At 67.4% G+C, this 22,078-nt stretch carries 20 protein-coding genes and 2 tRNA genes; 10 read left to right on the forward strand and 12 right to left on the reverse strand.

The window, feature by feature from the left end; genetic code table 11:
• Nucleotides 1-4: 4 nt before the first annotated feature.
• Nucleotides 5-445, reverse strand: a complete 441-nt coding sequence (gene rnpA, locus D1604_RS13395; protein ID WP_024354912.1) for a ribonuclease P protein component — start codon at nucleotides 443-445, stop codon at nucleotides 5-7.
• Nucleotides 446-479: 34 nt separating this feature from the next.
• Nucleotides 480-614 (reverse strand): 50S ribosomal protein L34, encoded by a 135-nt coding sequence (gene rpmH, locus D1604_RS13400; protein WP_024354913.1) that lies wholly within the window; start codon nucleotides 612-614, stop codon nucleotides 480-482.
• Nucleotides 615-793: 179 nt separating this feature from the next.
• Between rpmH and D1604_RS13405 the strand changes: the two genes are divergently transcribed.
• The 3 genes from D1604_RS13405 (at nucleotide 794) to D1604_RS13415 (ending at nucleotide 3,602) form a co-directional block, all read left to right on the forward strand.
• Nucleotides 794-1,522 carry a TVP38/TMEM64 family protein gene (locus D1604_RS13405; protein ID WP_119413701.1) on the forward strand — a complete coding sequence of 243 codons (729 nt, stop codon included), beginning with the start codon at nucleotides 794-796 and terminating at the stop codon, nucleotides 1,520-1,522.
• On the forward strand, nucleotides 1,519-2,979 hold the full coding sequence (locus D1604_RS13410) for a sensor histidine kinase (protein WP_119413702.1): 1,461 nt from the start codon (nucleotides 1,519-1,521) through the stop codon (nucleotides 2,977-2,979). The genes D1604_RS13405 and D1604_RS13410 overlap by 4 nt, the downstream gene beginning before the upstream one ends.
• Nucleotides 2,980-3,074: 95 nt before the next feature.
• Nucleotides 3,075-3,602 (forward strand): cell wall hydrolase, encoded by a 528-nt coding sequence (locus tag D1604_RS13415; protein ID WP_233552095.1) that lies wholly within the window; start codon nucleotides 3,075-3,077, stop codon nucleotides 3,600-3,602.
• Between the two features lie 73 nt (nucleotides 3,603-3,675).
• On the opposite strand, the gene D1604_RS13420 is transcribed toward D1604_RS13415, so the two are convergent.
• The gene (locus tag D1604_RS13420) at nucleotides 3,676-4,719 is read right to left on the reverse strand and encodes a ribonucleotide-diphosphate reductase subunit beta (RefSeq protein ID WP_119413703.1); all 1,044 of its coding nucleotides are present in this window, start codon (nucleotides 4,717-4,719) and stop codon (nucleotides 3,676-3,678) included.
• Between the two features lie 149 nt (nucleotides 4,720-4,868).
• Here D1604_RS13420 and D1604_RS13425 point away from each other — a divergent pair, with 149 nt between their 5' ends.
• Entirely contained in the window at nucleotides 4,869-5,525 is a 657-nt protein-coding gene (locus tag D1604_RS13425; RefSeq protein ID WP_119413704.1) for a glutathione S-transferase family protein, read from the forward strand.
• A gap of 3 nt (nucleotides 5,526-5,528) precedes the next feature.
• Here the strand turns inward: D1604_RS13425 and D1604_RS13430 are convergent, their stop codons facing one another.
• Both D1604_RS13430 and D1604_RS13435 read right to left on the reverse strand, forming a co-directional pair.
• Nucleotides 5,529-6,848, reverse strand: coding sequence for an acetyl-CoA hydrolase/transferase family protein (locus D1604_RS13430; RefSeq protein ID WP_119413705.1), 1,320 nt, complete (start codon nucleotides 6,846-6,848; stop codon nucleotides 5,529-5,531).
• A gap of 100 nt (nucleotides 6,849-6,948) precedes the next feature.
• Nucleotides 6,949-7,686 carry a phosphatase PAP2 family protein gene (locus tag D1604_RS13435; RefSeq protein ID WP_024354920.1) on the reverse strand — a complete coding sequence of 246 codons (738 nt, stop codon included), beginning with the start codon at nucleotides 7,684-7,686 and terminating at the stop codon, nucleotides 6,949-6,951.
• 278 nt (nucleotides 7,687-7,964) lie between these two features.
• Here D1604_RS13435 and D1604_RS13440 point away from each other — a divergent pair, with 278 nt between their 5' ends.
• Nucleotides 7,965-9,848: a ribonucleoside-diphosphate reductase subunit alpha gene (locus D1604_RS13440; RefSeq protein WP_119413706.1), complete on the forward strand. Its 1,884-nt coding sequence runs from the start codon at nucleotides 7,965-7,967 to the stop codon at nucleotides 9,846-9,848.
• Between the two features lie 159 nt (nucleotides 9,849-10,007).
• Entirely contained in the window at nucleotides 10,008-10,886 is an 879-nt protein-coding gene (locus tag D1604_RS13445; RefSeq protein ID WP_233552096.1) for a lipid A-modifier LpxR family protein, read from the forward strand.
• A gap of 15 nt (nucleotides 10,887-10,901) precedes the next feature.
• Here the strand turns inward: D1604_RS13445 and D1604_RS13450 are convergent, their stop codons facing one another.
• Nucleotides 10,902-12,635 carry a gamma-glutamyltransferase family protein gene (locus tag D1604_RS13450; protein WP_119413707.1) on the reverse strand — a complete coding sequence of 578 codons (1,734 nt, stop codon included), beginning with the start codon at nucleotides 12,633-12,635 and terminating at the stop codon, nucleotides 10,902-10,904.
• A 193-nt stretch (nucleotides 12,636-12,828) separates the two neighbouring features.
• Here D1604_RS13450 and D1604_RS13455 point away from each other — a divergent pair.
• Nucleotides 12,829-12,905, forward strand: a tRNA-Arg gene (locus D1604_RS13455).
• A 194-nt stretch (nucleotides 12,906-13,099) separates the two neighbouring features.
• On the forward strand, nucleotides 13,100-14,077 hold the full coding sequence (locus tag D1604_RS13460) for an alpha/beta hydrolase (protein WP_158584944.1): 978 nt from the start codon (nucleotides 13,100-13,102) through the stop codon (nucleotides 14,075-14,077).
• Nucleotides 14,078-14,141: 64 nt separating this feature from the next.
• Here the strand turns inward: D1604_RS13460 and D1604_RS13465 are convergent.
• A tRNA-Arg gene (locus D1604_RS13465) sits at nucleotides 14,142-14,218 on the reverse strand.
• 138 nt (nucleotides 14,219-14,356) lie between these two features.
• Between D1604_RS13465 and D1604_RS13470 the strand changes: the two genes are divergently transcribed.
• Both D1604_RS13470 and D1604_RS13475 read left to right on the forward strand, forming a co-directional pair.
• A complete protein-coding gene (locus tag D1604_RS13470; protein WP_119413709.1) occupies nucleotides 14,357-15,643 on the forward strand; it encodes a hypothetical protein in 1,287 nt (428 codons plus the stop codon).
• Between the two features lie 69 nt (nucleotides 15,644-15,712).
• The gene (locus D1604_RS13475) at nucleotides 15,713-16,018 is read left to right on the forward strand and encodes a hypothetical protein (protein ID WP_119413710.1); all 306 of its coding nucleotides are present in this window, start codon (nucleotides 15,713-15,715) and stop codon (nucleotides 16,016-16,018) included.
• Between the two features lie 183 nt (nucleotides 16,019-16,201).
• On the opposite strand, the gene lpdA is transcribed toward D1604_RS13475, so the two are convergent.
• From lpdA to D1604_RS13500, 5 genes are all read right to left on the reverse strand, one after another.
• On the reverse strand, nucleotides 16,202-17,596 hold the full coding sequence (gene lpdA, locus D1604_RS13480; RefSeq protein ID WP_233552097.1) for a dihydrolipoyl dehydrogenase: 1,395 nt from the start codon (nucleotides 17,594-17,596) through the stop codon (nucleotides 16,202-16,204).
• A gap of 45 nt (nucleotides 17,597-17,641) precedes the next feature.
• A complete protein-coding gene (locus tag D1604_RS13485) occupies nucleotides 17,642-17,929 on the reverse strand; it encodes a GIY-YIG nuclease family protein (RefSeq protein ID WP_024354929.1) in 288 nt (95 codons plus the stop codon).
• A 71-nt stretch (nucleotides 17,930-18,000) separates the two neighbouring features.
• The gene (locus D1604_RS13490; protein WP_119413712.1) at nucleotides 18,001-19,644 is read right to left on the reverse strand and encodes a 2-oxo acid dehydrogenase subunit E2; all 1,644 of its coding nucleotides are present in this window, start codon (nucleotides 19,642-19,644) and stop codon (nucleotides 18,001-18,003) included.
• Nucleotide 19,645: 1 nt separating this feature from the next.
• Nucleotides 19,646-20,749 (reverse strand): alpha-ketoacid dehydrogenase subunit beta, encoded by a 1,104-nt coding sequence (locus D1604_RS13495; protein ID WP_199683790.1) that lies wholly within the window; start codon nucleotides 20,747-20,749, stop codon nucleotides 19,646-19,648.
• Between the two features lie 3 nt (nucleotides 20,750-20,752).
• Nucleotides 20,753-21,982, reverse strand: coding sequence for a 3-methyl-2-oxobutanoate dehydrogenase (2-methylpropanoyl-transferring) subunit alpha (locus tag D1604_RS13500; protein WP_024354932.1), 1,230 nt, complete (start codon nucleotides 21,980-21,982; stop codon nucleotides 20,753-20,755).
• Between the last annotated feature and the right edge of the window lie 96 nt (nucleotides 21,983-22,078).

Consider the following 22,078-nt stretch of genomic DNA (forward strand, 5'->3'; position numbering starts at 1 on the left):
GGGATCAGCGGTCCTGGTCGGCGGGGCGCGGGTCGGAGGGGACGCGGGTCGGTATCGGAGCGGGCGAAACGGCCCGTTCTCCCATATCGGGAGCCGCGCGCGGGGTTGCGAGCCTTGTAAGGGCCGATTTCACATCGTCAAGCAAGCGGTCCCAGTCACGGTCCGCCGTGCCCATGCGGGCGATGAACACATAGTCGCATCCCGCCCGCCCGTGGAGCGGCGTCAGCAGACGCGCGGCCTCGCGCAGACGGCGCTTGGCGCGGTTGCGCACGACGGCGCCGCCGATCTTGCGGGTGGCGGTGAAGCCAAGGCGTACTGAGGGGTCGCCATCGGCGCGGTCCAACTGCTGGACCACCACGGCGCCTCGGGCCTGAGAAACGCCTTTGGCGGCCGCCAGAAACTGGGGCCGCCTCAACAGGCGATCGATTTTCATCAGATCGGTCATGCGCCCCGCCCTGAAGGGAAATGGGCGCGTGACGTCAGGCCGTCAGGCGCTTGCGGCCTTTGGCGCGGCGACGCGCGACAATCTTTTGGCCATTCGCGGTGGCCATCCGCGAACGGAAGCCGTGACGGCGCTTGCGCACGAGTCGCGACGGCTGATAGGTCCGCTTCACGGTCGGCTCCGGGTTACTGGGGTTGGCGACAGACACAAGCGTCAGCCGCGAGAGAGGCGGGCGTATAAGCGGCGACAGGACGGGAGTCAACGCCACAGCCGCTTTTCAGTGCGCTCGACAGGCGCGCACGACGGCTGGAAATCCGCTAGGGATGCAGAAGGAAGAGGACGGAGCGCGGTTTGGACCGGGTCAAAAGATTTCTGCCCCTGGCCGTGCTGCTGGCCGCCGCCGCCCTGATCTTCGGCATGGGCTGGAATCGCTATCTGTCGCTGGAGACCCTGCGCGAGCACGGCGCCGCGCTGGAGGCGCTGGTCGCCCAACGCTATCTGCTGATGCTGGGCGCCCTGATGCTGGTCTTCGCCCTGCTGACGGCCAGCGTGGTGCCGGGCGTGGTCTTCATCACCGTGACGGCGGGCTATCTGTTCGGGCCGTGGGTCGGGGGCGTGGCCACCGCCTTCGCCGCCACCGTCGGCGCCCTGGCCGTGTATTATGTAGGGCGCACGGCCCTGGGCGATTCCCTGCGCCGCCGCGCCGCCGCCGATACTGGCCTGCTTAACAGAGTCTGCGCGGGCGTGGACAAGGACACCTTCTGGTATGTGCTGATCGCCCGCCTGGTCGTCACCGTGCCGTTTCACATGATCAATGTGGCGGCGGGCGTGATGGCGGCGCCCTTGCGCCCCTATGTCATCGCCACCTTCGTCGGCCTGCTGCCCGCCCACATCATCTATTGCTGGATCGGCGACAGCCTGCATGAGGTGCTGATCACCAACCCGAACCCCGACATCCGCAGCCTGTTCGCCGAGTTCTTCTGGCCCCTGATGGGCGTGGCCTTCCTGTCGATGCTGCTCCCCCTGCTGCTCAGGCTGGGCCAGAAGCTGCGCGGCCGCCCCCGCATGGAGGCGTCATGACGGCCGGCGAGATGCAGTCCCATGCGCCCGAGGTCACGCCGGTGACGGAAAGGCCCGAGCCGCGCCGCCGGTTCGCCCTGCCGTCGCCGGACGGCCTGTCGGTGCGGCTGCTGGTGCTGACGGTCGTCTTCACCCTGTCGGTCGTCGGCCTGATCATCGTGCCCAGCGCCGCCTCCTTCCAGGAGCGGTGGCTGATGGACCGGCTGCAGGCGGCCGAACTGGCCTCGGTCGGGGTCGAGGCCCTGCCCTATTCGGCGGTGGAGGATACGACGGCGGAGCAGTTGCTCAGCATCGGCGGGGTGCAGTCGGTCGTGGTCGGCGAACAAGGCGTGCGCCGCCTGCTGCTGCAGGCCCCCAACCTGCCGCGCGCGCCCGAACTGATCGACCTGCGCCAGCGCAATGTCGGCGCGCGGCTGCTGGACCCGTGGAAGACCCTGTTCGGCCACCCGGACCGTTCGCTGCGGGTGCAGGCGGCGCCGCGCTATCGCTCGGGCGACCTGATCGAGATCCTGGCCCCGGCCCAGCCGCTGAAGAAAGAACTGGCGACCTTCCTGCGCAATAACCTGGCCGTGGCCCTGCTGATCGCGGCGATGGCGGGCGGCCTTCTGTACGCCGCCCTGTCCTATCTTGTGCTGCAACCGCTCAGCCGGGTGACGCGCTCGATCGAGCGCTTCGCCGCCGATCCGGAAAGCCCGGCCGAGACGCCCTCCAACCGCCGCGACGAGATCGGCCGGGTCGAGCGCGAACTGGCGCGGATGCAGGAGGAGGTGCGCCAGTCCCTGCGCTCGCGCGCCCGTCTGGCGGCGCTGGGCGAGGCGGTGGCCAAGATCAACCACGACCTGCGCAACATGCTGACCTCGGCCCAGATGGCGTCCGAGCGGCTGTCGACCTCGTCCGACCCGCTGGTGGCGACGGCCCTGCCCCGGCTGGAACGGGCGCTGGGGCGCGCCTCGACCCTGGCGCGCAACGTCCTGGCCTACGGCAAGACCGAAGAACCGGAGCCCCAGCGTCAGAAGATGCTGCTGGCCCGCGCCGTGGCCGCCGCCGCCGAGGACGCCGGACTGGAGCCGGACGGGGTCAAGCTGGTGCGCGACCTGCCCGCCCGCTTCACCGTCAACGCCGACCCGGACCAACTTCACCGCATCCTGGTCAATCTGATGCGCAACGCCCGCCAGGCCATCGAGGCGAACGCCGAGACCGGAGGCAAGGGCGCCATCACCGTCAGCGCCGCGACCGAAGGGGCTGAGGCCGCCATCCTCATCGCCGATGACGGGCCCGGCATCCCTTCGCGCCTGGCCGAGCGCCTGTTCGAGCCCTTCGTCAGCGGCAGCAAGGCGGACGGCACGGGACTGGGCCTGACCATTTCGCGCGAACTGGCGGCGAACCACGGCGGCTCGCTGACGCTGGTCGACACCGGGCCTTGGGGCGCGCGGTTCGAATTGCGCCTGCCGATCTGACAGGCAGCCAAACCGGCTCACAAAGCGTTGTTTCCCTGAAGCCTCGGAAACGCCAAGCTTGCAGCGTTCCGTCGCCGCGTCCGAAGGAGATTTCGATGATTCGCTTTTCCGCCCCGCGAAACGCCGCCCGGGTCCTGCCCCAGGCCGTGGCCTTGACGCTAGCTCTGGCAGCCCTCGCCGCGCCCGCCGGCGCCCAGTCGACGGCGCCCCGCGCCGACCAGCCGCAGACTCAGGCCCAAACCCAGTCGCGCGACCACGTCGCCGAAATGCTGATCAAGGGCGAGCGCTACCGGCGCGCGCCCGATTCGAAGCAGGACCCCGACGAACTGCGTCGGACCCAGGCTCTGAATGCCGAAATCGTCGCCCAGAACGATCTGGCCGAGAACGAAGACCGCGCCAATCAGACCGCGCAGGCCGAGGCGCAGCGGCGCTGGCAGGCCCAGCTCGATCAGACGGAGGCCGACGCCCGCGCCTCCCGCGAACGCCACGAGGCCGATCTGCGCGCCGCCGGGGAAGCCCAGGCCCGCTATGACCGCGAGATGGCCGACTGGCGCGCCACCGTCGCCGCCTGCGAACGCGGCGACCGCGCCCGCTGCAACGCCGGGCGTCAGGGGCCGAACTAAGCCTTCAGCAACAGAAAAGGCGCCGCCGACCTTGCGTCAGCGGCGCCTTTTTACTTAGCCGCAGCGGGCCGGATCAGGCTTCAACGCTGTCCGTGCGGCGCTTCATCATATTGTCGAAGCTGTCCCAGACGCCGTCGGCGCCGTGCCAGGCCCCCTGCGTCGCCGCCTTGGAGTATTCGGTGGCGCGCGCCTCGAAGAAGTTGGCGTGCTCCACGCCGCTGAGCAGCGACTGCAGCCAGGGCAGCGGGTTCTCGGTCACGCCGTAAACCTCGGGCAGGTTCAGCTGGCGCAGGCGCCAGTCGGCGATGAAGCGGATGTAGGCCTTGATGTCGTCGGGCGTCATGCCGTTCACCGGGCCCATCTCGAAGGCCAGGTCGATGAACTTGTCCTCCATCTCGATCACCGTCTTGCAGCAGTCGACGATGTCGTCGGCCACGGCCTTGGTGACGGCGCCCGTCTCCTTGTTGAAGGCGTGATACAGCTTGATGATGCCCTCGCAGTGCAGGCTTTCGTCACGCACCGACCAGGACACGATCTGGCCCATGCCCTTCATCTTGGACTGGCGCGGGAAGTTCATCAGCATGGCGAAGCTGGCGAACAGCTGCAGCCCCTCCGAGAAGCCCCCGAACATGGCCAGGGTCCGGCAGATGTCGGCGTCGCTGTCGACCCCGAACTGGCCCATGTAGTCGTGCTTGTCCTTCATGGCCTCGTATTCCATGAAGGCGCCGAACTCGCTGTCCGGCATCCCGATCGTCTCGAGCAGCAGGGCGTAGGCCGCGATATGGATGGTCTCCATATTGGCGAAGGCGGCCAGCATCATCTTCACCTCGGTCGGTTTGAAGACCCGGCCGTAGCGCTCCATGTAGTTGTCCTGCACCTCGATGTCCGCCTGGGTGAAGAAGCGGAAGATCTGGGTCAGCAGGTTGCGCTCGCCGTCGTTCAGATTGGCGGCCCAGTCCTTGACGTCCTCGCCCATCGGGACTTCCTCGGGCATCCAGTGGACCTGCTGCTGCTTCTTCCACATGTCGAAGGCCCACGGGTAGCGGAACGGCTTGTAGGCGGCCGAAGGGGTCAGCAGGCCGGGCGTGCCGGGACGAATGAGAGCGGGAGCGTTCATCGAAAAAGACCTGGGGCGAATCCGGAGAAGATGCGTTTCACCATGCGTCCGTCAGCGCGCGGGGACAAGGGAAGATGCGCACATCTAGCGATCACATTTCTCTCGACCGCTAGATATGGTGTTTCGATGACAGGAAATTGGGGAGGAAGATGGGGATGGTTTTCACGCTTTACGGCGCCGCCGGATCCGGCTCTGTCCCGGTCGAGGCCACGCTGCGGCTGATCGGACTGGACTATCGGGTGGTCGAGGCACCGACGTGGGAGGCCGAGGCGGAGCGCGACAAGGTGGCGGCGGTCAATCCCATGCGCCAGGTGCCCGCCCTGGTCACGCCCGGCGGCGAGGTCGTCACCGAAAGCGCCGCCATCCTGATCTGGCTGACGGACGCCCATCCGCAAGCGCGGCTATCGCCGGCGCTGGACGATCCGCGCCGGGCGCAGTTTCTGCGCTGGATGAGCTTCATCCCCGCCTCCATCTATTCGATGTTCTGGGTGCGGGACGAGCCGTCCCGCCTCGTGGGCGACGATCCAAAGGCTCAGGCCGAAATCCAGCAGCGCACCCTCGACCGCATCGCCGCGTGCTGGCGGATGATGGACAGCCAGGTCACGCCCGGCCGCTTCCTGCTGGGCGAGGAGATGACGGTGCTGGACCTCTATGTCGCCGTCGCCAGCCGCTGGACGCCGCAGCGTCGCCGCTTCTATGCCGAAGCGCCGGGCATGGCCGAGGTCGTGCGCCGCGTCGACGCCCTGCCCGCCCTGCAAGACTTCTGGGCGGAGCGATTCCCGTTCGACGACGGCTGGGAGGGCTAGGGCCTAGATCAGACCCATCGCCCTCGCCTCCAACTCCAGCCCCTCGCGGAACTCGGGCGCGGCCAGGCCGATCAGGGCGCGGGCGCGGGCGTCGTCAGTCAGCCCCTTCAGATTGACCGCCCCATGCTCGGTGACGACGTAGTGGATGTCGTTGCGGGGCGTCGTCGCCGGACCGTCCAGCCGCGCCACGATGCGCGAGGCGGTCCCCTTCGCCGCCGTCGAATGGCAGGCGATGATCGACTTGCCGCCCTGCGACGCCGCCGCTCCGCGCACGAAGTCCAGTTGGCCGCCCGCCGCCGTATACTGCCGCCCGTTCAGATATTCGGAGCAGCATGCCCCGAACAGGTCGATCTGAAGGGTGGCGTTGACCGAGACCATCCTGTCATTGCGGGCGATGACGGCCGGGTCGTTCACATAGTCGACCGGATAGGCCTCGACGGCCGGGTTCTCGTGCAGGAACTGATAGGTCGAGCGGTCGCCCATCGAGAAGGTGAAGACCGTCTTGCCAGGATGCAGGGTCTTGCGCGCATTGGTGACGACGCCCGCCTTCATCAGTTCGACCAGACCCGGCGTCAGCATCTCGGTGTGGACGCCCAGATCGCGATGATCGTGCAGGGCCGCGCACACGGCGTCCGGCAGGGCGCCGATGCCCATCTGCAACGTCGCCCCGTCCTCGACCAGTCCCGCAATCAGGGCGCCGATGGCCAGATCCTGCGGCTGCTGCGGCGCCTTGCCCGCCTCCAGCAGGGGCGCCGAATGCTCGATCAGGGCCGCGACCTGAGAGACGTGGACGCGGCAATCGCCGAACACGCGCGGCATGTGCGGATTGACCTCCAGAATCACCCGCTGCGCACTCTTCGATACGGCCAGGGCGTAGTCGGTGTTGGTCCCGAAACTGAAATAGCCCTCGGCGTCCATCGGCGAGACAGTCGCCAGCAGGGTGTCGACGCCGATCTCCTGCGTCAGCACCCGGGGCGCCTGCTGAAAGCCGGTCGGCACGAACCAGACGGCGCGGCGGCCTTCCTCGATCGCGCGCGCCTCCAGCTTCCGTTCGATGGCGCCGTGGAACAGGCTGTGCGGGCGGATGCGGTCGGTCAGTTCATAGCGCATCACCGTCTCGCCCGCGATGGCGGTGGACAGCAGGTAGTAGAGGTTGATGTCGCCGACCTGCCGCGCCTCGGCCCGGTCGGCCAGGGCCTTCAGCAGGGCCGGCGGCTGGCCGACGCCCAGGGCCATAGCCACCTTGGCGCCCGACGGTATCAGGGCGGCCGCCGCCTCGGGCGTCGTCAGCCGTTCGGCGTAGAGGGCGGCGAAATCGGTCATGGGCAACTCCTGAAACGTCGTCCTTCTTTATCCGACAGCCTTGCGCCGTCGCGGCGCTAGACCTTGGTCTAAGGGGGCAGGCGTCTAAGAGGGCGGGCGATCAGGGCGCGTCCTGAAGCGGCGCATCATGCAGGCGCTGACGGCGCTCGGCGGCGTAGGCGACCAGCCACAGAGCCATCGACCAGGCGGCGCCCACGCTCCAGCCCGCAAATACGTCCGAGGCCCAGTGGGCGCCCAGATAGATGCGCGTCAGCCCGATCAGAAGGGCGATCACCACCGCACAACCCAAGACATAGGCCTTCAGCCGCCGACGCGGAAAGGCGCGCGTCAGCATGACGCCCAGCGTCAGATAGAAGACCGTCGACAGCAGGGCGTGGCCCGAGGGGAAACTGGCGTTCAGCGTATCGACCGCCTGATAGATCTGCGGCGGCCGCTCGCGCTCGAACAGCGCTTTCAGCCCCTCGCTCAGGGCCACCCCGCCCGCCAGGCCGACCACGAGCATCAGCGCCGACAGCCGCTTCTTCATGATCAGCAGAAAGCCGATGGCGATGATCGCGAACAGGGACAGGACCGATATGCCGCCCAGCGAGGTCAGGTCCGCCGCCGCCTCATGCAGCCACCACGGCCCCCAGGGCCGCCCCGGATCGTCGGCGAAGGGACGCACCGCCGCCAGCACCGCCTGATCGAAGGCCTGACCGTCCGCCTCGCGCATGTCGTCGGCGACCTCGATGAAGGTCAGCACCCCCAGGGCGACGACAAGCATGGCGGCCACAGCGGCGATTTCAGTGCGCGCGACACGCAGCGCGCGGGTCAGAAAAGCGGTAGGGTGCGGGGCCATGGGGCGCTAACGGCCAAGCTGCCTGGCCGTTCCCGTCTCGCCGCCGCAGAAATCGACGCGCGTTCGGTGAAAAATGTGACCGGGCCAATTCCTGAGTCATTTCCACAGGGTGTGATCAGCCGCCCACCGATTCGTCTGAAAAGGTCCCGTCAAGAGCTTTACCTGCGGTTAGGGATGTGTACCCATATATGTAGCCGAGCACCGGCGAACAGCCACTAGATGTAGTGTCTCAAACCGGTACGGCCTTCTAATCGCATTTGTTCGGGACAGGGACGAAAATGGCTGGCGGCGAAGCGTTGCAGACGACGGAATTTTCTAAGGTTTCCCCGGCTCCGATCGAGTTGAAGCCGGAACTGAAGGTGGTGGGCGGCCTGAAACTGGACCGCACGCGCGACGCCCTGCTGACCGAATTCGGCAAGAAGACGCTGGAAGACCGCTATCTGCTGGCGGGCGAAAGCTATCAGGACATGTTCGCCCGCGTCGCCACCGCCTATGCCGACGATGCGGAGCACGCCCAGCGCGTCTACGACTACATGTCCAAGCTGTGGTTCATGCCCGCCACGCCCGTCCTGTCGAACGGCGGCGCCGATCGCGGCTTGCCGATCTCCTGCTTCCTGAACGCGGTCAACGACAGCCTGGACGGCATCCAGAACGTCTGGAACGAGAACGTCTCCCTGGCCTCGAACGGCGGCGGCATCGGCACCTATTGGGGCGGCGTCCGCTCCATCGGCGAAAAGGTCAAGGGCGCGGGCCAGACCTCGGGCATCATCCCCTTCATCCGCGTGATGGACAGCCTGACGCTGGCGATTTCGCAAGGGTCCCTGCGTCGCGGTTCGGCCGCTGTCTACCTGGACATCCACCACCCGGAAATCGAAGAATTCCTCGAAATCCGCAAGCCGTCGGGCGACTTCAACCGCCGCTCGCTGAACCTGCACCACGGCATCAATATCACCGACGCCTTCATGGAGGCGGTCCGCGACGGCAAGCCGTTCGACCTAGTTTCGCCCAAGAACGGCGAGGTGCGCAAAACCGTGGACGCCCGCAACCTGTGGACCAAGATCCTGGAAATCCGGATGCAGACGGGCGAGCCCTATCTGATCTTCTCGGACACGGTGAACCGGCAGATGCCGCAGCACCAGAAGGACCTGGGCCTGTCGGTCAAACAGTCCAACCTGTGCTCGGAAATCATGCTGCACACGGGCCTGGACCATAAGGGCGTCGAGCGCACCGCCGTCTGCTGCCTGTCGTCGGTCAACGCCGAGACCTTCCTGGAATGGCGCGAAGAGCCCCGCTTCATCGAGGACATCATGCGCTTCCTCGACAATGTGCTCGAGGACTTCATCACCCGCGCCCCGTCGTCGATGGCGGCCGCCGTCTATTCGGCCCAGCGCGAGCGTTCGGTGGGTCTGGGCCTGATGGGCTTCCACTCCTTCCTGCAGGCGCAGGGCGTGGCCTTTGAATCGGCCATGGCCAAGAGCTGGAACATGCGCCTGTTCAAGCACCTGCGCCGCGAGGCCGACAAGGCCAGCCGCACCCTGGCGGAAGAGAAGGGCCCCTGCCCCGACGCCGCCGATCGCGGCGTGATGGAGCGGTTCAGCCACAAGCTGGCCATCGCCCCGACCGCCTCGATCTCGATCATCTGCGGCGGCACCTCGGCGGGCATCGAGCCGATCCCGGCCAACATCTACACCCACAAGACCCTGTCGGGCTCCTTCGCGGTCAAGAACCCCTATCTGCAGAAGCTGCTGGGCGAAAAGGGCATCGACACGGAGGCCGTCTGGTCCTCGATCCTCGAGAACGAAGGCTCGGTTCAGCATCTGGACGCCCTCAGCCACGAGGAGAAGGCCGTCTACAAGACCGCCTTCGAACTGGATCAGCGCTGGGTCATCGAACTGGCGGCCGACCGCACCGGCGACATCTGCCAGGCGCAGTCGCTGAACCTGTTCATCCCCGGCGACGTCAACAAGTGGGACCTGCACATGCTGCACTGGTCGGCGTGGGAGCGGGGCCTGAAGTCGCTCTATTATCTGCGCTCCAAGTCGGTGCAGCGCGCCGCCTTCGCCGGCGCCGACGACAAGCAGGAAGAAGAGATCGATCCGAACCAGCCGGATCTCTTCTCGGCCGCCCCGACCGACTACGACGAGTGCCTGGCCTGCCAGTAAGGCAGCCTTAGCCGTCATCGCCATCGCCTTTGAGCCGCCCGGGGAACCCTCTCCGGGCGGCTTCGTTCGTTTGATAAGGATTAAGGCGCAAAAGAGTCCGTTGCGGTTCCCCGGCGTTCGTGCACAGTGGAACTGTTAACGGGTCGGGAGGGACCGTTGATGCGGCGCATGGCATGGGCAGGACTGGCGATCGGGGCGGCTGCTGTCGTTCCCCTGCCTGTTTCCGCCATGCCTGCTTCCGCCCTGCTCCAGGTCGACGCCGAAGGCTCCATAGCCGCGCGCGGGGGCGAGGCTGTTCGTTTCGAGGACGCCGCCTCCGTGGTCGACAGCCGCCTGCCCTTCTCGGCCGATCCTGACGCCGCCTTCGGCGCCCCGGTCCAGTTCAACAACGCCTCTCGTCTCAGCGCCGAAACAGGCCAACTGCGGCAAGAGGCCTGGTTCGCGGGCGACGGCTTCACCGACCGCCTGCGGATCACGACCACCGGCGAGCTGCGCCACGCGGACGGCTCGCCCGCCCCGCCCCGCGCCCTCGACCCCGTCGCCTTCTCGGGCGAGAGCTATGACGTCACCTATACGCGCGGCTGGACAGCGGCCAGCGGTCGCACCCCCTCGGGACTGGAGGTGTCGCTGACGCCGCACGCGGGCTTCGGGGTCGGCAGCGACGGCCCCTCGGCCGAAGCGGGCGCCACCCTGCGCATCGGCGAAAACCTGGACCGCCTGGCCCCCAACGGCGACGAGGCCTTCGGCGAGCGCCCGCGCTGGTATCTGTACGCCGCAGGCTCCAAGCGGGCGGTCGGCTACAACTTCGCCCGCACGCGCGACGGCGATTTCGCCCGCTCGGGCGTCAGCCAGGACGCCGGCACCTATCTCGGCGACGCCTCCATCGGCGTGGCCTATCGCCGGGGCGCGGTGCAGAGCTCGTTCGGCGTCGTCTACCGCGAAATCGAAGCCAAGGGCCTGCGCGGCTATCAGGGCATCAACACCGACGTGTCGGAAGGCCTGGTGGCCTTCCAACTGACGATCCGCCCGCCGCGCTAAGCGGCCTCGCAGCCTTTACTGCGTCCGCGCCACGCCCTCGCGACGGCTGTCCGCGCCGCCGTCCCAGCGCCCATTCCGCCACAGGCCGCCGTGCAGACCGGAAGTCTCGGTCGTATTGGGCTTCAACTCCACGCCGCGCGCCGCCATCCCCTCGCGCACCGCCTCCGGGAAGCCCTCGGTGTCGGCGCCGAAGCCGTCACCCTTGGCCACCAGGTTCGGCAGGTCGAACGCCTGCTGCAGCGGCAAGCCCCAGGCCAGGGCGCCGATCAGGGCCTTGGCGTTATAGGCCAGGATCGACGAGCCGCCCGGCGAGCCCAGCAGGCCGACCAGACGCCCCTCGCGATCCAGGATCAGGGCAGGCGACATCGACGAACGCGGCCGCTTGTTCGCCGCCACGGCGTTGGCTGCAGGCGTGCCGTCCGACGCGGTCGGGACCATGGAGAAGTCGGTCAGCTGGTTGTTCAGGAAGAAGCCGCCCGCCATACGGCCCGAGCCGAACAGGCTCTCGACCGTGGTGGTCATGCTGACGGCGTTGCCTTGCGCATCCACCACGACCAGGTGCGACGTCCCCGCCGGTTCCCGCGTAGCGTCAGCGCCGACGCTCGGCGCCCCCGCCGGAACGCCATAGGGCGCCGCCCCGCGAAGGCCCGGCGCCAGGGCCGCCCGCTCGGCCACATAGGCGGTGTCCAGCAGACCGGCCACCGGAACGCTGACGAAAGCCGGATCGCCGAAATAGCGGTCGCGGTCGGCGTACATCAGCCGCTGAAGCTGGCCGAAGGCGGCCCAGGCCTCGGGGCTGTCCGGGCCCTTGTCGATGTCCGGCGTCCGTTCAGCCATCGCCAGCAGCTCCAGGATGGAGGCCCCGCTGGACGGCGGCGGCGGCACGCAGACGGTGTAGATCTTGTAGGGGCCGCACACGGCCTCGCGCACGATCGGGCGATAGCCGGCGACGTCGGCCGTGGTCAGGGCGCCGGGGCGCGGGCCTTCATGCACGGCGGCGACGATGGCCTCGGCCAACGGCCCCTGTTGCAGGGCGGCGGCCCCGTCCCGTGCGATACGGCGCACCGTTTCGGCATAGGCCGGGTTTCGCAACGTCTCGCCCGCCTGATAGCGGGCGCCGTCCGGCTTGGTGAAATACTCGCTCGCCCAGCGGGTCTTCGCCTGAGGCGCGTCGCTGTTGATCATGCCCGCCAGCCGCTCGCTGACGACAAAGCCGTCCTGCGCCAGTTTCTCGGCGTCGCCGAACAGTTCCGACCAGGCCAGGGCGCCGTGCTGCTTCTGCGCCAGGGCCAGCATGGGCACCACGCCCGGAGCCCCGGTCGAGCGCCCGCTCAACACCGCATCGACAAAGGCCAGGGGCTTGCCGTTCTCATAGAAGAGTTCAGGCGTGGCGGCGGCCGGCGCCGTCTCGCGTCCGTCATAGACGGTGACGGCCCCGCTCTGCGCGTCATAGAACATCATGAAGGCGCCGCCGCCCAGGCCCGACGACTGCGGCTCAGCCAGCCCCAACACCGCCTGCACGGCCACGGCCGCATCCACGGCCGACCCGCCGCGCGCCAGCACCTTCATCCCCGCCTCGACCGCCAGCGGATTGGCCGCCGACACGAACGGCCCGCGCGCGATGGTCTGGCTTGCCTGCGCCTGCGCCTGCGCCTGCGCTCCCGGCGCGACGCCGACGTCCACCGCCGAGGTCGCGCATCCGCTCAGCAACAGGGCCGCAGCGGCCGTCCCTGCGATCAGGGCCGACATTCTGCGGGCGGGACGGAAGGTCGAAAATGGCAAGGCGCGCACGCAATCTCTCCAGCACGTTGCAGGGCGCCTTATGCCTAGGCCCCGCGCCCGCTCAGGCCAACCCTGCATTTTCTCAAGTTTTTCTTAGAAAACCGACTTGCCAGCCCGAAAGCGACCCGCTAGATACCCGGCCCTGCCCGCAAGGCGGTGCGCACCCGTAGCTCAGCTGGATAGAGCACCAGACTACGAATCTGGGGGTCAGGAGTTCGAATCTCTTCGGGTGCGCCATCTTCCCAAACATCGTTGAAAACGTCGCGAAATTGATGTCGGCACTGCCGCGATCCGGCCTGTACGTCAGTTAAATTTCGTTCATCCGCATCTATCACCGCCAAGCTCGCCTCTTAATCGCATCGTTCCAACTTGTGGACATTCAGATGCGATACGCAGCCATAGCTCTTCTAGCGGCCCTTTCACTCGCTCCCATGGCGTCTTGGGCGCAATCGGATGTCGAGGTCAGCATACCATCTGGTGATGCTGTTCTGGCCGGCACGCTGACCTTGCCGGAAAGCCCCGCCCGCGCCGCGGTCGTCTTAATCCAAGGCGCAGGTCCGCATGGGCGCAATCAGATCATCTCAGGAACCCCAATGTTCAAGGAACTGGCCGAGGGCCTTGCCGAGCAAGGCATCGCCAGCCTTCGTATCGACAACGCCGGGGTCGGGGCCTCCACCGGACCGCGCGTCCAACACTTCAAGCAGCGTGAACCGCACATCCTCGCCGCATTCGACGCCCTCGCTCAGCGAAACGACCTTCAGAATGTCCCGTTGGGTCTGATCGGCCATAGCGAAGGCGCCCTGGTCGCTTCATCCATCTGGGCGGACCGCAAGGACGCCGTCGCCTTCATGGTGCTGCTCGGCGCCCCCAGCCGACAGGGCCGCGCCGTGTGGGTCGAGCAGCAATCCAACCCTGCGCGTTTTCCCGACCACAGCCCTGAAGACCACCAACGCCTCCGCGCCGCCTTCGACGTCATAGCGGAAGCGTCCATCGCCGCCGACCGCGCCGCCGTGGCGGCGGGGGTCGATCGCCTCTTCGACCTGGCGCGGGCTACGCCCGAAGAGATCGCTGAGAACAAGACCGATTTCGTTGACCGGATGGCCAGCCAGGAAATGCAGGTCTGGCTGAGCCACGATCCCGCGCCCGTATTTGGACAGATCACCGACCCGACCCTGCTGGTCTGGGGCGATGCGGATTCGCTCACCTCGCCATTGCAGAATCTGCCTGTCTTCCTTGCGAAAAAGAATCCCGCCGCCGAAATGACGTTCATCGTGCTGCCCCACGAGGATCACTTCTTTCTGCGTGGCGAAGGGTTCGCGCCGGGACAGCATCGGGCGGGAGCTATGAGCCTCAGCCCCGCCATCGTGAAGACCATCAGCGACTGGATCGCGGTGCAGGCAGTCGATTAGGCGCTTGCCGCCAGCCAACGACAACGGTTGCGCGCCAGCGTGTGTTCAACGATGTGCTTGAGACTGGCGCACCCGACAGGATTCGAACCTGTGACCTCTGCCTTCGGAGGGCAGCACTCTATCCAGCTGAGCTACGGGTGCGTCTGCGGCGACGAGGCCGGAGGGCGGTGCTTACAGCATGGGCGGGGCGGTCTCAATCCCTGAACTGCCTTCCGCTGGTCGCTTCTTGGCGAGAGGGGCCGGAACGCCTAGCGTCAGGCGCGAGAGAGGGAGATTTCCATGCGTGTCGCCACCATCGCCGCCCTGATGGGCGCCGTCGTCGTTCTGGCCGCCTGCGCTGCGGCGCAGAAGCCGGACGCCGACAGTCTGGACGCCGTCGCGCGCGACTATGTCGCCCTGACGCTGGAGATCGGCGAGCGCGAGCCGGGTTATGTCGACGCCTATTACGGCCCGGCCGAGTGGGTCGAGGCGGCCAAGGTCAACCCGCGCGCCCTGCCCCAGCTGGCCGAAGGCGCGGCGGCGTTGAGCCGACGTCTGGACGCCCTGCCCGAGCGCGGCCTGGACGCCCAGAGCCGTCAGCGCCGCGCCTATCTGAAGGCCCATGTCGCGGCGGCCTCGGCGCGGTTGCGGATGCTTCAGGGCGAGAAGATGGGTTTCGCCGACGAGGCCGAAGCCTTGTTCGGCGTGCGGCCGGAGCTGCGGCCCCTGTCGTCCTACGATCCGGTGCTGGCGCGCATCGACGCCCTGGTCCCCGGCGACGGGCCGCTGGCGGAACGGGTCGCGGCGTTTCGCGCCCGTTACGTCATTCCCAAGGACCGGCTGGATACGGTGATGCGCGCCGCCATCGGCGAGTGCAAGGCGCGCACCGAACGCCACATGACCCTGCCCGCAGGCGAGACCTTCACCCTGGAGTTCGTCACCGATCAGCCGTGGTCTGGCTACAACTGGTTCAAGGGCGGGGCCTTCAGCCTGATCCAGGTGAACACCGACCTGCCGATCTATATCGACCGCGCGGTCGATCTGGGCTGCCACGAGGGCTATCCGGGCCACCACGTCTACAACGCCCTGCTGGAACAGACCTTCGTCAAGGACAAGGGCTGGGTCGAGATGAGCGTCTATCCGCTGTTCAGCCCCATGTCCTTCATCGCCGAGGGCAGCGCCAACTACGGCATCGACCTGGCCTTCCCCGGCCATGAGCGGACGGATTTCGAGGCGCGCGTGCTGTATCCGCTGGCGGGGCTGGACCCGGCGACGGCGGAGGCGCAGACGCAGCTTCTGGCCCTGACGCGCGAGCTGGCGCGGGCGGAGTATACTGTGGCGGACGCCTATCTGGCCGGGCGCATCGACCGCGAGACGGCGCTGGACCAGTTGCAGAAATACAGCCTCGTCGCGCGCGACCGGGCGGCGCAGCGGCTGAGCTTCATCGAGACCTACCGCTCCTACGTCATCAACTATGGCCTCGGCCGCGACATGGTGCAGGCCTGGGTCGAACGTCAGGGGCCCGACCACTGGAAGACGACGGAGCGGCTGTTGGCCAGCCAGACGCTGCCGATCAATCTGGACTGAGGCCGCTCGCAACCCAAGGCGATGAACGGCGTTAAAGCCAAGGTTCATATCTCAGAGGGGCTATCACCCATGCGCATCCGCACCCTGACCATCGCCGCCGCCTCGGTTCTGGCGCTCGGCGCCGCCGCCTGCACCCAGGCCGAGCAGAACAAGGCCGAGGCCAACGCCGAAGCCGCCGGCGACAAGGCTGCCGACGTGGCCGCCCAGACCGGAGAAGTCATCGAATCCGGCGCCATGAAGGCCGCTCAGGCTGTCGAAGACGGCGCCGGCAAGGTCGCCGACAAGCTGGAAGACAAACAGGCTCAGGCCGCCGCCGAGGGCCGCCCCGGCGCCGTCGATCCAGCCACCGACACGCGCGTTCCCGCCAAGCACTGACGACGAACGCCAGATACAGGAAGGGGCCGCGCGATGTCGTTCGCACGGCCCCTTTTTCTTGCCTCGAGCGGAGCAAAAGACCGCTCCGGCCGCGTCGGGGCGGGAGGTCCCGAAGGGCCGACGATCGCGGCCTGCTCGACTGCGCTCACGCAGCGAGCGACCGCGTCGCGAGCGATAGCGCCCTCAGATATGTATGGCGTGACCCAGAGCGCGCAGTGAGGCCTCGTGGAAGGCCTCGCCCAGCGTCGGGTGGACGTGGATGGTTCCGGCCACGTCCTCCAGCACGGCGCCCATTTCCAGCATCTGGGCGAAGCTGTTGGACAGCTCCGAGACATGCTGGCCGACGGCCTGGATCCCGAGCAGACGGTGATCCGACTCGGAGGCGATGACGCGGACGAAGCCGCCGTCCTCGCCCGCCTCGATGGCCAGGGCGCGGCCGATGGCGGCGAAGGGGAAGACCGCCTGGATCACGTCGTCGCGGCCCTTGACGTCGTCAGGGCCGAGGCCCGCCGAGACGATCTCCGGCTCGGTGAAGCAGACGGCGGCGATGGTGGTCGGGTCGAACACGCGATCATGACCGGCGATGATTTCGGCCACGACTTCACCTTGCGCCGAGCCCTTGTGCGCCAGCATGGGTTCGCCGGTCAGGTCGCCGATGGCCCAGACGTTCTTCATGCTGGTGGCGCAGCGATTGTCGATCTTCACGAACGGGCCGTTCATGGCCACGCCCATGTTCTCCAGGCCCCAGCCCTGGGTCCGCGCGCGGCGGCCGACGGTGACCAGCACCTTGTCGGCGTCCAACTGCATCGGGTTTCCGTCCTTGTCGGTGACGTTCAGCTTGCCGTCGCCGAACCCTCCCGCGCGGGCGCCGAGCAACAGCTGGACCCCGTGCTTTTCCAGCCATTTGGCGACCGGGTCGGTCAGGGCCTTGTCGTAGAGCGGCAGGATGCGCTCAGCCATCTCGACGATGGCCACCTCGGCGCCCAGCTTGCGGAAGGCGATGCCCAGCTCCAGGCCGATATAGCCGCCGCCGACGACGACCAGCTTCTTGGGAACCTCGGGCAGGCTCAGGGCCTCGGTGGACGAGATCACGTCGCCGCCGAAGGGCAGGAAGGGCAGTTCGACCGGCTCCGACCCTGTGGCCAGGATGACGTGCTCGGCGGTGATGCGGATGTCGCCGTCGTCGGTTTTGACGGTGCAGGTCTTGGCGTCCGAGAACTCGGCCCAGCCCTTGATGACCTTGACCTTGGCCTTCTTCACCAGGGCGGCGACGCCCGCGTTCAGCCTCTTGACCACGCCGTCCTTCCACTCGACCGTCTTCGACAGGTCGATGGCCGGGGTCAAGGCGGTGATGCCCAGGGTTCCGTCGCCGGCGGCCTTGGCCACCGTCTCATACTTGCCCGCTGCGTGGATGATGGCCTTGGACGGGATGCAGCCGACGTTCAGGCAGGTGCCGCCGAGGCCCGGCGAGGCGTCCACCAGAATGGTGTCCAGGCCGAGTTGGCCGCAACGGATGCCCGCCACATAGCCGCCGGTTCCGGCGCCGATGATCAGGACTTTGGTCTTGAGGGTCTGCATCAAACTCTCCGCTCATCCCCGCGGAGGCGGGGACCCAGGTTTCGGCTACGCGCTCAACGTCTCGGTCAGATCGCGCCAGCCAGGGTTCATGTCTTCAATCAGCCGCAGCTTCCACTGACGGTTCCACTTCTTGATCTGCCGCTCCCGTTGAAACGCCGCCTCGCGGGTTTCGTGGATCTCGAACCAGACCAGTCTTTCGACCTCATAGCGGGCTGTGAATTTGGAGCCCGCCCTTTCCTTGTGCTGCCAGGCGCGCAGACCGATGTCGTCCGTCGAGCCCGTGTAGAGCGTCCCATTCCGTCGGCTGGCCATGATGTAGGTGAAGAAGGCCAAGGGCGGGGTCCGAAGCTAAAGCCTGGGTCCCCGCCTCCGCGGGGATGAGCGGAAGGGAAGAGGCTGGGTTCTTAGTTCATCCACAACGTCGCCGGGTTCTCCAGCAGGGTCTTGATCTTCTGCACGAAGACCGCCGCGTCATGGCCGTCGACGATGCGGTGATCGAAGCTGGAGGACAGGTTCATCATCTTGCGCACGACCATCTGGCCGTTTCGCACCACGACGCGCTCCTCGATCTTGTTCGGACCGACGATGGCGACTTCGGGGTGGTTGATGATGGGCGTGTGCACCACGCCGCCGAGCGTGCCCAGCGAGGTGATGGTGATGGTCGAGCCGGACAGCTCCTCACGCTTGGCGCTGCCGTCCTTGGCCGCGCCCGACACGCGGGCGATTTCCTCGGCTGTATCGTAGGCGTCGCGCGCCTCGGCGTGGCGGACGACCGGGACCATCAGGCCGTTCGGCGTCTGGGCGGCGATGCCCAGATGGACGGCGTTGTGCTGGGTCAGCACGCCCGCCTCGTCGTCATAGGTGGCGTTGATGTTCGGCTGGTCCTTCAGGGCCACGACGATGGCGCGGGCGATGAAGGGCAGGACGTTGAGCTTGGCCTTCCCCGTGCCCTTGTTCTGGGCGTTCAGGTGAGCGCGCAGCTCTTCCACCGCCGTCATGTCGATGTCCTCGACATAGGTGATGTGCGGGATGCGACGCACGCTCTCGGCCATCTTCTCCGCGATCTTGCGGCGCAGGCCGATGATGCGGACTTCGTTGGTTCCCTCAGCCTTGGCGTAGAGCGAACCGCCCGCGGCCGTGGCCGGGGCGAACGTGCCGCCGCGCGCCACGAAGGCGTCCAGATCGGCGTGCTCGATGCGGCCGGCGGGGCCGTTGCCCGGCACGAAGACCAGGTCGATTCCCAGATCCCGCGCGCGGTTGCGCACGGCGGGCGAGGCCAGCGGGCGCTCGCCCGGCTGGCGGCCGGTTAGGGCCGGAACGGGCTTGGCGTCGGCCTTGACGACAGGCTTGGGCGCGGCAGCCGCTGTCGGTGGGACGGCAGGCGCAGCCTTGGCGGCAGGCGCGGCAGCAGCAACCGGGGCCTCGGCGACATTGCCCTTGCCCTCGACCTTGAAGCTGACCAGCGGACCGCCGACGGCGATCTGCTGACCGGCTTCGCCGTGCAGGGCGACGACGACGCCGGAGACCGGGCTGGTCAGTTCGACCGTCGCCTTGTCGGTCATGACCTCGGCCAGGATCTGGTCTTCCTGAACCGCGTCGCCGACCTTAACGTGCCAGCCGACCAGCTCGGCCTCGGCGGTGCCTTCGCCCACGTCGGGCAGTTTGAAGACGTGGTTAGCCCCGGCGGCGGCCGGGACGCTGACTGGAGCAGCCTCGGCCTTCGGCGCCTCAGCGACGACCGGAGCCGTTTCGGCCTTGGCGGCCACGGGCGCGGGGGCTGGCTCATCGGCGGCGACGTTGCCTTCGCCCTCGACCTCGAACTCGGCCAGCGGGCCGCGCACGGCCATCATCTGACCGGGCTCGCCGTGCAGGGCGGTGACGACGCCCGCGACCGGGCTGGTCAGCTCGACCGTGGCCTTGTCGGTCATGACGTCAGCGACGATCTGATCCTCGGCGACGGTATCGCCGACCTTGACGTGCCAGCCGACGAGCTCGGCCTCGGCGGTGCCTTCGCCCACGTCGGGCAGCTTGAAGACGAAACGACCCATCTTAACGGCCTCCCGACATGACGGCTTTCAGCGCGTCGGCGACCCGCTGCGGTCCGGGGAAATATTCCCATTCAAAGGCGTGCGGATAGGGCGTGTCCCAACCGGTCACGCGCGCCACCGGCGCCTCCAGGTGATAGAAGCAGCGCTCCTGCACCAGCGCGCTCAGTTCGCCGCCGAAGCCCGAGGTTTTCGGCGCCTCGTGCACGATGACGCAGCGGCCGGTCTTCTTGACCGAAGCCTCGATGGCCTCGATGTCCAGCGGCACCAGGGTGCGCAGGTCGATGACCTCGGCGTCGACGCCCGCATGCTCGGCGCCCGCCAGCGCCACCCAGACCATCGTGCCGTAGGCCAGGATGGTGACGTCGGAGCCTTCCTTCATCACGCGGGCCTTGCCGATCGGCTCGACGTATTTGCCGGTCGGGACCTGGGCCAGTTCCTGCGCCTTCCACGGGCTGACCGGCTTTTCGTGCCAGCCGTCGAAAGGGCCGTTGTAGAGGCGCTTGGGCTCGAAGAAGATGACCGGATCGTCGTCCTCGATCGCCGCGAGCAACAGGCCCTTGGCGTCATAGGGGTTGGACGGGATCACCACCTTCAGACCGGCGATGTGGGTGAACAGGCTTTCCGGCGACTGGCTGTGCGTCTGGCCGCCGAAGATGCCGCCGCCGTAGGGGCTGCGGATCACCATCGAGGAGGTGAACTGGCCGCCCGAGCGATAGCGCATCTTGGCCGCTTCGGAGACGATCTGGTCGTAGGCCGGATAGATGTAGTCGGCGAACTGGATCTCGACGACCGGGCGCAGGCCATAGGCGGCCATGCCGATGGCGGTGCCGACGATGCCCGTTTCCGAGATCGGAGCGTCGAAGCTGCGGCTCAGGCCGTGCTTCTTCTGCAGGTGGTCAGTGACGCGGAAGACGCCGCCGAAATAACCCGCGTCCTCGCCGTAGGAGACGACGGTCGGGTCTTCGGCCATCTTGACGTCCAGGGCCGAGTTCAGGGCTTGGATCATGTTCATCGGCGCAACGGCGGGCGCGTCCGGGGCGACCGACGCCGGGGCGTTCTTCTGGTCGACCATGTCGGCTTCAATCTTGTCGTTGATCTCGGCCATCACTCAGACTCCTACTTCGCGGCGCTGTTCGACCAGACGCCAGTCCTCGGTCGCATAGACCTCCTCGAACATGGTCTTCACGCTGGGGCGCGACTGGCCGAGCGTGCCGATGGCCTCGGATTCCTTGGCGGCGGCGCGGACCTTCTCGACCGCTTCCTTTTCGGCCTCTTCCTGCTGTGCGTCGGACCATTCGCCGATAGCGATCAGGTGCTGTTTCAGGCGGGCGATCGGATCGCCCAGCGGCCACTTCTCATGCTCGTCGCCGGGACGGTAGCGACTGGGATCGTCCGAGGTCGAGTGCGGGGCGCCGCGGTAGGTGAACAGTTCGATGATCGTCGCGCCTTGATTGGTCCGGGCGCGCTCCTCGGCCCACTGGGTCGCGGCCCAGACGGCCAGGAAGTCGTTGCCGTCGACGCGCAGGGCGGGCAGGCCATAGCCGATGCCCTTGGACGCGAAGGTGGTGTCCAGTCCGCCGGCGATGCCCTGGAAGGACGAGATGGCCCACTGGTTGTTGACGATGTTCAGGATGACCGGCGCGCGATAGACGGCGGCGAAGGTCAGGGCCGAGTGGAAGTCGCTCTCGGCCGTCGAGCCGTCGCCGATCCAGGTGATGGCGATCTTGTCGTCGCCGCGGATGGCCGAGGCCATGCCCCAGCCCACGGCCTGAACATACTGCGTGCCCAGATTGCCCGAGATGGTGAAGAAGCCGTAGTCCTTGGCCGAATACATGATCGGCAGTTGGCGGCCCTTGATGGGGTCTTCGGCGTTCGAATAGATCTGGTTCATCATGGTCGCGAGCGGATAGTCGCGCGCGATCAGAAGACCCTGCTGCCGATAGGTGGGGAAGCCCATGTCCTCGCGGCTCAGGATCATCCCTTGCGCGACCGCGATGGCCTCTTCGCCGGTGCACTTCATATAGAAGCTGGTCTTGCCCTGACGGTGGGCGCGGTGCATCCGGTCGTCGAAGGCGCGCGTCAGGATCATGGCCTTCAGGCCGCGACGCATCGTCTCGGGGTCCAGCTTGGGGTCCCACGGCCCGACGGCCTTGCCCTGATCATCCAGAACGCGGATCAGTCGGAAGGCGTGGTCGCGCATTTCGGCAGGGGCCGTGCTGACGTCGGGGCGGGCGACCGCGCCGGGCTCATCGAGCTTCAGATGGCTGAAATCAGGCGTGTCGCCCGGCCGGCCCGAAGGCTCCGGGACGCGCAGCGACAGCGTCGGGGTGTTCTTCATCAATGCCTCCCGTCCGGTTGAACCGGCCGCGTTTCCTTATGAAGCAGGGCATAGCATGTCGGCTCAATGTTAGCTCTTCCAAAAACACTCTTGCCA

The organism is Brevundimonas sp. LPMIX5, from assembly GCF_003576505.1.
In the GTDB taxonomy this organism is placed as follows: Bacteria; Pseudomonadota; Alphaproteobacteria; order Caulobacterales; family Caulobacteraceae; genus Brevundimonas; species Brevundimonas naejangsanensis.